The following is a 12986-nucleotide window of genomic DNA, read 5'->3' on the forward strand; positions in this document are numbered from 1 at the left end:
TTAAACCTTTAAGTCTATTTCTGTATCAACGTGACGCATCGACTGAAGGGTGTGCCAACCGATGCCTGCCCATGTTTTGTCTTCGAACCTAACGAGCAACGCGGCCTGCTGCTCCCCCCTTTGTGCGACGTAGCGAATATTCTCCCCCCCGTCACACCAATCTTTCCATTCCCGGACCCGCTCGTCTAACTGACTAGAGAGCCTATTTCGGACACGTTCTTCCAAAGCGTTGGGGTAGGCCCGTTTCAACCTGTCGCGAAGCTGTTCGACCACGCTAGAAAACTTTGGCAAAGCAGGGTCGAACTTGTTCGCGTTCTCGACCCTTCTAAGCCCAGCACCGTGTCTCACAACGGTAACGAGAGCCGCGTGCAAGGCACGTTCGATTGCCGGAATTGAGCCGGGCGTAACACTCGTGGGTTCTACGAAACTGTAAAATTTCTCGTGGAACCCCCGGAAGGCTTCATAGTGGGAACGGTCCCGTGGCTTACTCGGCGAGAAACATGTTACAACTATTCCCGGGATTTCTCCCCGACCCACGCGGCTAGATGCCTGAATGTATTCCGCAGTAAGTTTCGGCTGACCATTGATGAGCATCAGGCCGAGCCTATCGATATCGACACCGACGGAAATGATGTTGGTACAGGGCACGATATCGACGGCGTTTTCCTTTTTTGTATGCCGCCGCGTTAACTCCTGCCTCGCTACCGGAATAGGCGTGTCCGAGTGCGCTTTAAGCTCCAGCACGTCGAAGCTGGGTCCCCGCTCAGAATCCTCCGAGGAGGCATAGACCTTGAGCCGAGACGGGATCTCGTCCCGGGTTGCGTTCGAAATCCGCCCCAATTCCCTTTTACTGTTATGATAAGCCACCAAGGTCCAGTAACTATCAAGCTCCGCACCCGTCAGCTGGGAACTCAGGTCAAGCTCGTTTACACCTTGTAGGATTGCTGACATCGCCCAGCTAACGGCGACGGTCGACCTCAAGCCTTGCCCCATCAACCCCACGTAAAGCCGCGACCTGTTCTTATTGCCAGCATCCATCTTTGAGAAGAAGGAGTCATCGGCATTTACCCCAGGAGATGGAAAAACCACGCCCTCGCGCCCGTAGATTCTCTGGCATTGCGTTGCCGCGTTTCTGATCGTCGCGGTTGCTGCGATTACCTTTGGGCCGCTGGGGGAAACCTGTTTCATCACGGTTTCGAAGGCCGCCTCGTAGACGCCTGCCAAGGTTCCTAGCGGACCTGAGATGAGGTGAAGTTCGTCCTGGATAATTAGAGATGGCGCTTCAACGCCTTTCCCAGCTCCAAACAGGCTGCCGCCCTCCTCCTTCCAAGGGATCATTGCAAACTTGTCGATGGTCCCGAGAAGGAAAGACGGTGGGTTCTCGAAAAGCGCCTCGTCGACAAGATATGTCGGCAATCCTCCGTGAAACTCGCAGTCTTCCTCTGGGCAGTGGATGCCAAAGCCGTTTTCGGAGCTCTTGAATCCATAGTAGTCCCGGTCAACGCTACCATCGTCCAAGCGCATTTCCTTGTTCGGAACCAGCAGCGTGCCACAACAAGGGCAGCTCTCAATCGGGAACGGGTTTTCTGCGCGGGGTGTTCTAGATTCCTCGATCTGCAATCGCCACTGGTGAGCGCCACCCTTTCCGTAGGTAGTTGAAAAGCGGTTAGGTGAAACTTCTCCGCCCGCGAACAGCCCGATTGAAAATTCTGCGGAACAAAGGCTTTCGTCTCCTCCTTGCGCAAGCTCACGCCGAAGAAGCTCGAGTGCGCATATCATCCCGGCTGTCCGCTGGAACTGATCCGACGTCAGGAACCTGTAGGTATAGCGGTTGATAATACCAGTTCCCGCACCCGCTTCGCCGTGTACAAGCCGCCGCCGCACCAGTTCGAATGCAGACGCAAGTAGGTAGGCTTCCGTCTTACCGCCTCCCGTTGCAAACCAAATAACGTCGACAAGGTCTCGGTCGGGGTGTTCCTCGCTGCACAGCGAAGGAATTAACAAAAGAAGGAAGGCCAACTGGAACGGGCGCCAATTCGCGCCGGTAAACGCCATGTAATCGATAGGGTCAGTTTCCGCTACTCCAAGATCGAAGGGGCCTTGAAGTCCATCGTCACGGTTTCTGCCGGTCGCCCGTGCATGGTGGCACATCGACATTAGCATGGCTTGGTTGGCCAACCGGAAAGAACGCATAGCCACCGGATCACTTTCTAGTATTTGAATGCCCTCCAGCATTCTCGAGGCGCTCCTCTCGCACCTCCCGACGATCCTACCGGCGTCTGCCTCAAACGCCTCTTCAACCGGGTTAATCGCTTGGTGAGCGATCCACTCTTGGTAGAACCCAATGAACTTCCGGAGCCGATTGGTAAGCTCCTTTGCATCCGTGTCTGCAGATCCGAGGTACGCAACTTGAAACAAGCTTTCGTCGGGAAATAGCTTAGCTTCCGGGCCATCTCCAATCTTGAGGCTATCAAAAACGGGGCGCCACACATGCGCAGTTGGAATTGAAGCAGTGCAAACTTTTTTGCATTCGCCGTTTGCGTCGAGTTCCCAGTCGCATGAGACCCCGTGTCCAACAGCGAATTCCCTTTGTTGCCCATAGATGACGCGCAGCTCGCGCTCCTCTTCGGTAGGGGGACGATAGCTTGACGACGGGTACCTAAGGATCCTGCCTGACTTGGGAACGGCCGATATCTGTACTTGGTAGAGAGTCTTTGCTGGGTTAGGATGCTTGTCCTCGACGTTGTTACTTAGGCTCACGGTTACTAGGCAATTGCCATCTTTCAGGCGCCGCGTCAGGATTGACAGCGCTGCGCGCTTGTCAAACAGCAGTTCACCATCCGCTGGCGTGCTTGCTTCAACGACCTTTGTCTGGGGCTCGAGCGGAACGCGTTGCCAAGTCTCCTCACCTTCTTCTTTCGATCTTTCGTAAATCGCGGCGTTTATGGTCAACTCGACGGCACCGTTTTTTTCGATGCAAAACGTGAGACCCATGGAAGCAGGCAACAACTCGCTCGCCATTCCCAACGGGTCGTCGGCATCTGCAAAACCTCCTGCGTCGTCATCAACTTCCTGGCCTTCGTCTCCCCCCGTATCTTCATCGGCAACGGCCCGGCGCGGGTATAGCATCCCCTGCATGTAGGCGAGGCTCATCCGCCCCTCGATGGTCTCACGTTCGTAGCCGTCTTCGTCGTGGGGGAGCCCAAGCCCTGGGCCCACAAGCTTTTCTTCCAAGTATGAAACGAGCTTGTCTCTAGCCTGCATCTGGTACTCCTGTCCCCGAGCTTTCCAAAACCCGTTTTTTTTCTAACTCGATCATTATTTGGGCCTCCTGCTCCAAGCAAACGAAGACCAGCGTGTGGTTTGCCCTTGAAAACGCCGCGTAGGCCATGAGTGAGAATCGCGCGTCATCGCCTGATGCATCAAGTCCAGCAACACAGACCACAGGCTTTTCGAGCCCTTTGAACTCGTCGATCGTGGCGACGAGAACGCAGTTGCGGCGGCGCCCCCCGAGCGCTCGCTTGGATAACCTTTCCGCTCGAACGCCAGCTGATTTGAGGCTATCGACAACCACTTCACAGCGGTCTTCGTCCGGGCACAAAACCGCCACGTCAGACCGCTCTACGTTATTCTCCGAAGACGATACCCAGCTGGAAACAACATTTCGGACTCGTGCAGGGATCTCGCCGACGCAATTAACCCTGTGGACCCTAACCTCGCTCCCCAAGCCACGTGACCTTGGCTTCCCAACATCGACCGGGGCAATCTTGAGCAAGGTGTCCACAATCGGTGGAGCATTCCTAATATTCTCTGAAAGCTTTCGCTGGAAGGAAAGTCCACGAAGATAACCCAGCGCATCTGGGTCGAATGGATAAGCCGAAGAAATCTGGTTATTGGGATCTCCGAACCAACGCCAACGGCCTTTTTCCCAACCTCCAGAAACCGAGGCGTCTAGCGCGTCAAGGGTTTCCATCTGGCACATGTCCTGCCCCTCGTCGACGATCAACGTGTCCCATGGTCCATGTTCGGCAACACGTGAATCCAATTCCCCGAGGCTGCAAACCGTCACATTACTGGGAACTGAATGTGCGTTTAACATCTCGGCCAAGAATGGGCTTCGCGTCACGAAAAGAACGTTTAGGCCATTGGCCGCATCGTAGCGTGCGCCTGCCATCGCGAGAAAAGTCTTGCCTGAACCGGCGCCCCCAAGAATCATTATGCGGTCGTTTTCTTGAACTTCGTCCAACCGATCGCATTGCTCTTGGGTTAAGGTGCACAACTCGGTCTGAAACTCGTTCAACTGGCTGTTGAGCGGCGGAACCTGCTCGAAGTTGGGCCGCAAGAAAGACACCACGTCCGCGACCATGTGATTTGGCAATGACCGGGGCTTTCCATGAACGTTCTCGTGCCAATGGGAAAACAGTCTTTCGAGAAACGAGCGAAGCGTATTGTGGCCGGCACAATCCGACCGGTAGCCCGTGATCTCGTCTGGCAGTTCCGGAAGCGCAGAAGATCCCGGGGTCACCACCCTTTCAATACCCTCGAACAGGACACCCCATCCCATTGGGACTCCGTTCAACTCCTGCCGAAACCGGGGCCGTAGGTAGTTTTTCTCCAGCGAGAAAAAAGCCGACCCCGCTTGGGCCGCAGGGCTTTCACGCTTTCGTGTGACCCTGCCATCGCGGTTCTTAAATTCCCAAACACCGTTCCTGCACGCTACGCGCCCACCTTTCACTTCCAGAAGGAGCAAGCCTTTCGTAGAAACGATGACAAAATCGGCTTCGCCCCACCGTTTATATTCGTGATTCCCGAGGTTTAGCGAATGTAAAGCGACGTCGTTTGGCCCAAGATTTACCTGCTTGAGCAATTCGAAAACACGCTTTTCCGCCGTGCTTTGTGAGTTAAGGATCGTGCTTGGTACTAATTTCATACGTTGTCTTGTCGTTCCAAATTCTTTGTTTGCTCGCTGGAGTTATGCGATTCACTCCAACCGTGGCTTAGCGTGGAAATTCCCGTGCATTTAACAGGGGACGTTGCCGCAATGGTTTGATCTCGCTCAATTCATTGTCCAAATTCAACCCTGAAGTGATATGAAGGCCGTTTTTACGCCTGAGTATTGGGGTGGTCAAATCACAGGCCGACATATTGATGCAAACCGCTTAACCTCCAGAGGCCGTCACACGGACTTTGAAAATAAGCGATCTCACTCTCATCAGGTGGTTGCACATTTAAGGAAAAGCTTGGGATTTCTTGCCAATCTGTTTTTATTTTGTGTCATTTCTGGACTCCAACGGTACGAGTTTTGGAAAAGGGCCAAACTAGCTTTGTCCTTTCACGCTACCGACCTTGGGCGCGACTACTTATCTAGCAACAACAACAACCTAAATCTCAACTTCATTAGCTCCGCCACACGTGGAGGCCATGCGGCGCGAACTACCCGCATGCGCCCGCTTCCAAGGAAGGACCCAAGGGCTTGGTCACTCCGGTGCAAGTTCGACTTTCTGCAGGCGCTACTCCCCAGACGTGCCCGCGCAGGAGATCTTGCTTGCGAACATCCAAAACAGAGTAAAGGATTAAAAATTCCACTAAAGATAGAAAGAAAAATAATGCCCCCGTCCATAAGCCACTCAGAACTTGGCATAAAACTTGCCAACGCCCTAGGCCTGACTACACAGCTTATCGTAGCCCTAGGCGGCTCGTATCGATACAAAAAAAGCATCTTAAATGAGCTACGCGGTCTGGAAAGCGCAATACGCGGCCTGATGTATGGCTTGCCGACCATCGACGTCGACGGAGATCAGAAAACGGAAAGCGAACCCTTGGAGATCCATCGCAATCCATCCCTTGGACGTGGCTACAGTCGCACAGAGATCAGGATCAAGTTGTCTCCCCAGGAGCAAGTTCACGGAAAACCAAGGCTCACTACTAACGACATCGATACGACCCTAGAACATCTGGCAGATATTGAAGCGTGTCTGGACCTTTACGCAAAAAACATAACGGGCACCGAGTTTTCTTCCAAAGCCGAGACCGACATTGAACGCGCGTTCACTTGCAGCCACAAGGTGAAGGAATTGCTGGAAATGATAAGGCCAGCAGCGGTAAGTTAGTTTCAAAAGTTGAATGGATCGCCCAAAACGCGCCCGTGCCCAGACTTGAAAGTGTACTAGACGTTCACAAAAAAAGACCACTCCTCCTTCCAAGGAAATCATGGCCTCGTAGTGAACCAAGTAGCCGGTGTCTCAATCGCTGAATAGGTCTTTGGAGTTCCATTGCATAATGTGCATTCGCAATTGGGTACGAGACTACCGCTCAAGCCCCCGAGCTCGCGAGAAACTCCGCCAATGCACGTGGTAGACCGCCATCATATTCAATGATGGCGGCCCGCTCCTCGAACCGATCCTCCTCGAGAGACGGAGGCTTTATTGCGGGTGAGCCTGCTTGCGGCATTTGCGGCAATTGCGGCAAACCATGTCCACGGTTCGTTCGGCTATGGGCCTTGCGCTCACGCGGATCGCCGGCGGGAAAAACTTCTTCCATGTTTTCGAAACAAGCCCGGACGAGTGCGTATTTTGGGTCGCTCACCTCCCCCCCTTTTCGCGTAAGACGCGCCAAAAGGTTTTGCTGTTTGTCCCATCAACAATTTGCTTGCCCTTCCCTCGAGTTAGCCAGCCATACGCTTCGAGCTCCTGAATACAACGTGAAAGCGTGTTCCCGTCACGCAAATGCCCTGGACCCTTTTTCATCAGCGTGCGTTTATCGATATACTCTTCTGCCCAGTTTTCCCTGAGCCAAAGGCGGATGGTTTCAGCCTCACATAGGGCTTGGGCGGGCCTCCCGGTGTCAGTGATCCGCAGCATCTCCGACAAGTACCATTCCATCATCGAGATACCGTTTCCCATGACTTGCGCCGAGACTTCACGCACCTGCTCGTCGGAAAATACCGATTGGATGCCCGCGACACGTGCTGCCATTTCGGGTGCTTTCGCCGCGAAGCCGGACATGTATTCAAACGCGCCCCCTTTTCCCGACGCAACTTCGACCCGGTTGTAGAATGCCTCGAGCAGGTCCTGGGCCTCGCCGGAGAGCGCGAGGCGCCTTGGGTTTAGCTCCGCCCGGGTCCCATCGTGCAAAGGAAGGTCAAGCCGCAACAAATTGGAAACGCGGGCGTGAAACTCATCCAGATACAGTTTCGCCAAGTCCTGCAATTCTTGGTGGGCGATCCCGTTTTGGATAACTCGAGAGCCGATCTTGCTGCTAGGCCAAGCAACCAACACTCGTGAGAGCAAGCCCTGGTCTTTCATGGTCGGGTCGCCAATTACTTGTTGCGCAACGCCCGGCTGGATCATCAAGTGAAGCGAAACGCGTTTCCCGCAAAGCCAAGCGGGCTCAGCAGATGCCCGGCTTCTGCTCAAGGGCGCTCCATCCCATAGCTTCGAGAACCCGGCGGCAGTCTTCAGGGTATTCTCCCGTTTCATGCTATGCCCACCAAAAAACTGCCCACCTTCGTCGGTCATGACTGCGACGGACGGACACCCGTTCTCGAGTTGGCGGAACAGCCCCTCGATTGTCGGGTCACTGATCCTGATGGCCGGGAACAGCGGCGGTTCAGGAGGCAGGTCCATGTCTTCGTCATCAAGATCAGTTTCGACGACGTCAAAGTAGTTAGGAGCAGACCGGCGACGTCGTTTCTGGTACTCTAGCTTTTCGGCCTCGTATTCTCTCTTTTCAAGCTGGTACTTGCGCACTCGTTCCTGGTCGAACCGGTCGATCGAGGCCGTGGCCAGCGTGTCGCACGCCGACTTACGTTCCCCGGATTGCGCCACGGTCAAGAAGAAGCAACTCGTTGGCGCGTAGCCGTGAAGCGTTTGCACGTTGACATGCGCTTGTGCCGCAACGCTTGCAACTGTCAAGACACTCTGCATGGCGATGGCTTCAGGCGCCTGCGTAAGCATCGCTATGGCTTGCACGGCATTTGCAAATGGTCCAAGTGCCTGCTTCGGAATTGGATCCGCTTCCCGCAATTCTCCGAACAGAGGGGTGGGATCAACTGGCCTGCCTTGCGTACGCCTTTCCCATTTGCTCGACTTTGAAGCCAGCATTTCTACTCTCCAATTTTTTCTAGTACTGAGCCACATTTGGCTCGAGCATTCTCCGGCTTACTGAGCTACGGCTTGCGGCGAAGGTACCGGGCTGTCGTAAGTGCCACCTAAGGGTTACCCCGGGGCGTGGTTAGGCGGCTTCGGCGAGCCCCTTCTCCCAGGTCTCGATTTCCGAGAGTTTCCAACGCGTACACCCGGGTGATAGGCCAACCGCGCGGGGAAATCCCAAGTTTGATCTGTGCCAGCGCCACACAGTCTGCCGTGTTACACCGAAACGCACGGCGAGATCGGTGTCGGAAAGAAACGTTTCGTTCATTGGTTTCACCCTTTGTTATTGCTGAAACCAAGATGTCGATCACGCGCGCGTCCTGCAAAGTAAATGAATCGAAATGATATAATTACCTCAACTTCTGTCGTTCGCCGTAAAAATTCGCGAGCCTTTTTGCACGGCTATTTTCCCGGCCTGAAGCCTCCGTTTCGGCAACTTTTTCCGAGGCAGCTTTAACGCTCAAGCCACCGTTCACCAAGACTAACATCTCGTCGAGCGAAGCGGTATCGTTTCGCCATTTCGGGATCGCGATAGGCTTTCTACCGGGTTTCTTTCTTGTCTTTGCAGGCTCGAGAACCGCGATTAAGTCCACAATCTCCCGTGGTGCCTTCGGGCCGAGCCCGGCGGTTTCATAAAACCTGTTGAACCTCTCCGCCTGGTCCGGGTCCGGGCTGTCCATGCCCTCTCTCAAGTTGGTCCAGTTTTTGAGAAAGTCGGAGTCGTCCCGTAAAACTCTCGTTATCATCCTATCGAATGTGCGGCTTAGTCCCTTGATTTCCGGCAGCTGCTGCAAGCGTGTTCTCTCTGCATCGAGGCGGTCATTGACTTTCAACTTGTCAATCTCCGTTAGCGCTTCACGCATTGCGCTCGCAACAGGATCCTCCTTGATTTGCGCGCCACTGTTTTCCAACCGGTGCAACAGCGCCGCCTCGATATCTAGCTCGTCCATCCAAGCGACATAGTATTCCCTGTTTTTCAGATGCTCGTGATTGCCAAGCCTCGCTCTCGGAAGCAGAGATTTATCCATGTCGGGCACGCCCCTTCGCCTGCCCTCTGGTTAAGAAGTCACTCCATGCCGCCATCATCTTTCTGCGCTTCTCAAGCTGGTCTGAGCGATCGTAAGCCTGTTGAACCTTCGTTCCCACCTTGTGGGCCAAGGCGATCTCGGCCATGTCGCCGTCGAACCGGGTTCGTTCCGCTACCCAAGTTCGAAACGTTGACCGAAGCCCGTGCGGTACAGCGGGCTTATCAATCCGGGCGTCGAGATACCCTTTCCCTCCAGCCCGCAAGTCTGTTTCGTGGAGCTTGCGCATGACGGCGGCAATCGACGCATCGGAAAATGCCCCGCCGCGTGGCGCCCAGAAGACAAGTGCGTTTCCCTGGGCGCGAGGCAATGCGGCAAGGAGGTCCATCGCGCTGCTTGGCAGCGGCACCCGGTGTGGCCGGCCCGAGGGCGGGATCTTCGAAAACTCCCTCCCGGGTTGGATCGTCCAAGTACCGCGGTCCAAGTCGAACTCGTCCCAAGTTGCGAAGCGGACAGCCCCGGTCCTGGCAGCGGTCAGGGCTTGGAATTCCAAGGCCCGGGCGCTGTTGCCTGATCGAACCCGAAGCGCGGCGAACCATCTCGCCGTGTCGTCGAGCCTCAAGGCTGGGTAGTTTCGCCCCCCCGTGAGCTTGGTTGGAGCGGGCAAGACCATGTCAAGATTCCCGCGCCAGCGCGCGGGGTTCTCACCGCTTCGGTGCCCGGTCACTGTCGTATAATCAAGTACGCGCTCGACGCGCTGCCGGACCTTGGAGGCCGTCTCGGTTTTCTCGAGCCAGATCGGCCGGAGCACCTCGAGCACATCCTGAAGCCTAATATCCGTGACGGCCATGTCGCCGAGAACCGGGACGGCGTGCTTTTCGAGCGATGCACGCCATTGCTTGCGATGCAAGGCACTGTTGAACTCGACGGTTTTTTCCGCATCGTAGGCTTCCACGGCCTGGCGAAACGTCAGGAGCCTGCGACGGGCAGCCTGCCTTTCCGCGATGGGGTCCCGGCCTTGCCTCAGCAGGTCCCGGGCCTCGCGCGCATACTCGCGCGCCTTGGCCAATGAGACGTCTGGATAAGGCCCAAGGCCAGCCTCGCGACGCCGCCCGTTGTGCCGGTAGCGAAACACCCAGGAACGCGCGCCGGTGGCCGTCACCTGCAACGCGAGACCGGCAACGCCACCCACGGCATGCACCCCGGGCTTGGCGAGGCGTTTCACCTCCAGCGGGCCCAGTTCCTTGGCTCGCTTAGGCACGGGAAGTCCACCTGTTCAAACTGGGAATCGTACTCGGCGATTTTTGGGGCTTCAAGACTCTATCCCTCTCCTACCCATCCAAGAAAAAGTGACACAGTGCTATTTCATGTGACGAGAGCGGACAAGAGGTCTTGGACAAGTTTTTGAAATTAAACGAAATGCGACGAAATGCGACGGAGATCACCTTGTGGTACTCGCCTCCACTTCTTTGATTATCTAACAAGTTTTCAAATGCGCGCAGTCTGCGCTATTCGGCCTGACCTCTCTGTGGGATAACTTCATAACCCGGCTCCTCCGGTTCATCATCGTGCATCTCGGTCGGGAAACCGGGCGCCGTGATATCCAACCCTGTCGCGTCCTCCAACCGCTTGATAATATTCGGGGACAGTTCGCGTTCACCATAGCGGGCGATACCGTCGTCGAAGATGCGGATCATTACCGGGTTGATTTCCAAGGGCACTCCGGCGCGGTCAGCGACGTCTTGGAACAGTCCGATGTCCTTTTTGACAAGGTCCATGGTGAAAGAGATATCGCGGGACCCGTTCAGAATGACTTGGCTTTCCGTTTCATGCACGAATGAAGTGCCCGACGAAATCTTTATCGCCTCATAAGTGGTGTTCAAATCCATCCCGGCCGCTTTGGCCGTTACCAGCGCTTCGGCACAGGTGATCAGGTTGGCCGTCGCCAGATAGTTGGTCAGAACTTTTAGGACCGAGGCTGAGCCCAACTCCCCCGTGTGCAGCACGCGCCGCCCCATCGTGGTTAAAAACGGCAGAATCCGCTCAAAGGTTTCGCGATCACATCCGGCGAAAATCGAGATATTGCCAGTAGCCGCCCGGTGGCACCCGCCCGAAACCGGGCAATCCACCGCCGCGCCTCCACGCTCGATCACCATGGCGCCCAGTCGTTTAACCTCGGCTTCGTCGGTGGTCGACATCTCCATCCAGATCTTGCCCGGCCCGACCTCGGGCAGCAAATCTTGCATCACTGCGTCCGAGGCCGCCGGGGACGGCAGGCAGGTTATAACGGCATCGCAGTCCCGCATCATCTGCGCCGGGCTTTCCGCGGCTTCGGCCCCCTTGGCCACAAACTCGGCCACCAAATCGGGGTTAAGGTCGTGAACCGTCAGGTCAATCCCGTTGCGCAGAAGCGAGCCGGACAGTTTGCCGCCCACATTTCCTAAACCGATAAATCCGACTTTCATGTTTCCCTCCTGACGGTCGTATTCGGGCCGAGTATCAGTGTTGTCTGTTAGAAACGAAAATGATTAATAATGCCAATTATGGTCAAAATAATTTGGTGATATATGGACCGCCTTCCAAACCCCACATGGTTGCGCAGCTTTGAAACCGCCGCGCGGCATCTGAATTTTACCACCACAGCAAAAGAGCTGGGCCTGACGCAGACGGCGGTCTCATTGCATATCCGGTCGCTTGAGGCCGAGCTTGGGCAAAAGCTGTTCACCCGGAATGCCCGGCGGTTGGAACTGACTGAGCTGGGGCAGTCTTATTCGTTGACTGTGCGGCGTGCGCTTGGTGACATCGCCCTGTCCACCAACAGCCTGTTCGGCCCTGCCTCTCGCCAGACCCTGACAATCCGTGCGGCGATATCGACAGCCACCTATTGGGTCGCGGCGGAACTGCCCGACTTTACCGCTCGCCACCCCGAGATCCCCGTACGCCTTGTCTCGCACATCTGGAATGACAGCGTGGCCCCCGGCGATGTGGATGTGGAAATCCGGTTGGGTTATGGCGATTGGCCCGGCGTTCAGTCCGAAAAGCTGACAGACGAAATGCTGGTACCGGTATGCCGGGCCGGGGACTCGCCCGCGACCCTGAACGTACTGCGGCAAGGCCCTCTGATTCATATCCTTGGATACGAAGACAACTGGGCGCGGTACTTTCAGGCCAACGGGCTCTCGCTTCCGGACCAGCCGCCCCGACATTCGGTGGACACCTCGGTCGCAGCACTGCAACTTGTGATGGCCGGGGCGGGCTATGCAACGGTTCTGGAACGGTTCGCCAGGAATGCGATCCGGCAGGCCGCGCCGATTGCAATTGCGGGCCCTGCGATTCCCTTTGCCCAGTCGCATTACCTGATCAGTACACAAGGCGCTGCGCAATCGACCGCTGCGGCAGGGTTGTTTTGCGCTTGGCTGCGCGAGAGGCTGGCCGCGCATGCCGCGGATTGACACAGGCTGGTCGCTTTTTCGGTTTGAACGATTTCACCATGCGCCTCGTGCTTGACAAGCCCCCTGCCCGTGCCGCATGTCGCATGCGTTGGTGTCCATCTTCGGATGGATGAAAAGGGAATGCGTCAGCGGGCAACCGTCAAACGCAGCCGCCCCCGCGACCGTGACCGGAGAGGGTGCCCAATGCCACTGGCCCGCAAGGCCGGGAAGGCGGGACATCTGCCGGGGCAAACGCCCCGACATCCGCAAGCCGGGAGACCTGCCAGCGCCCGAAGTTGAAACCGGACGGGGTGATCCGGTGTCGGGTCCATGTGCAGACGTGGCCCGCATGAAACCCCGTCCCCTGCAAAGAGGATTTG

10 protein-coding genes and 1 riboswitch are annotated in these 12986 nt (G+C 56.1%); of the genes, 2 read left to right on the forward strand and 8 right to left on the reverse strand.

The window, feature by feature from the left end:
• Positions 1-3264 (reverse strand): helicase-related protein, encoded by a 3264-nt coding sequence (locus tag ACR0DL_RS07600; RefSeq protein WP_480688358.1) that lies wholly within the window; start codon positions 3262-3264, stop codon positions 1-3.
• Positions 3254-4930, reverse strand: a complete 1677-nt coding sequence (locus ACR0DL_RS07605) for an NERD domain-containing protein (RefSeq protein WP_480688360.1) — start codon at positions 4928-4930, stop codon at positions 3254-3256. Before ACR0DL_RS07605 ends, ACR0DL_RS07600 begins: the two co-directional genes overlap by 11 nt.
• A gap of 160 nt (positions 4931-5090) precedes the next feature.
• On the opposite strand from ACR0DL_RS07605, the gene ACR0DL_RS07610 reads away from it, so the two are divergent.
• The gene (locus tag ACR0DL_RS07610) at positions 5091-6110 is read left to right on the forward strand and encodes a hypothetical protein (RefSeq protein WP_480688362.1); all 1020 of its coding nucleotides are present in this window, start codon (positions 5091-5093) and stop codon (positions 6108-6110) included.
• Positions 6111-6312: 202 nt separating this feature from the next.
• On the opposite strand, the gene ACR0DL_RS07615 is transcribed toward ACR0DL_RS07610, so the two are convergent.
• From ACR0DL_RS07615 to ACR0DL_RS07640, 6 genes are all read right to left on the reverse strand, one after another.
• A complete protein-coding gene (locus tag ACR0DL_RS07615; RefSeq protein ID WP_480688364.1) occupies positions 6313-6585 on the reverse strand; it encodes a hypothetical protein in 273 nt (90 codons plus the stop codon).
• Positions 6582-8102: a YfjI family protein gene (locus ACR0DL_RS07620; RefSeq protein ID WP_480688366.1), complete on the reverse strand. Its 1521-nt coding sequence runs from the start codon at positions 8100-8102 to the stop codon at positions 6582-6584. Before ACR0DL_RS07620 ends, ACR0DL_RS07615 begins: the two co-directional genes overlap by 4 nt.
• Positions 8103-8232: 130 nt before the next feature.
• On the reverse strand, positions 8233-8418 hold the full coding sequence (locus ACR0DL_RS07625) for a helix-turn-helix transcriptional regulator (RefSeq protein ID WP_480688368.1): 186 nt from the start codon (positions 8416-8418) through the stop codon (positions 8233-8235).
• 82 nt (positions 8419-8500) lie between these two features.
• Positions 8501-9178 carry a hypothetical protein gene (locus tag ACR0DL_RS07630; RefSeq protein ID WP_480688370.1) on the reverse strand — a complete coding sequence of 226 codons (678 nt, stop codon included), beginning with the start codon at positions 9176-9178 and terminating at the stop codon, positions 8501-8503.
• Positions 9171-10436 (reverse strand): tyrosine-type recombinase/integrase, encoded by a 1266-nt coding sequence (locus ACR0DL_RS07635; protein WP_480688372.1) that lies wholly within the window; start codon positions 10434-10436, stop codon positions 9171-9173. Before ACR0DL_RS07635 ends, ACR0DL_RS07630 begins: the two co-directional genes overlap by 8 nt.
• A gap of 247 nt (positions 10437-10683) precedes the next feature.
• Complete coding sequence (locus ACR0DL_RS07640; RefSeq protein WP_480688374.1) at positions 10684-11640, reverse strand: NAD(P)-dependent oxidoreductase; 957 nt, start codon at positions 11638-11640, stop codon at positions 10684-10686.
• 102 nt (positions 11641-11742) lie between these two features.
• Between ACR0DL_RS07640 and ACR0DL_RS07645 the strand changes: the two genes are divergently transcribed.
• Positions 11743-12627: a LysR substrate-binding domain-containing protein gene (locus ACR0DL_RS07645; protein ID WP_425080365.1), complete on the forward strand. Its 885-nt coding sequence runs from the start codon at positions 11743-11745 to the stop codon at positions 12625-12627.
• A 72-nt stretch (positions 12628-12699) separates the two neighbouring features.
• A riboswitch (cobalamin riboswitch) is annotated at positions 12700-12908 on the forward strand.
• Positions 12909-12986: the final 78 nt, after the last annotated feature.

It is taken from the genome of Ruegeria sp. BB5 (genome assembly GCF_056539405.1).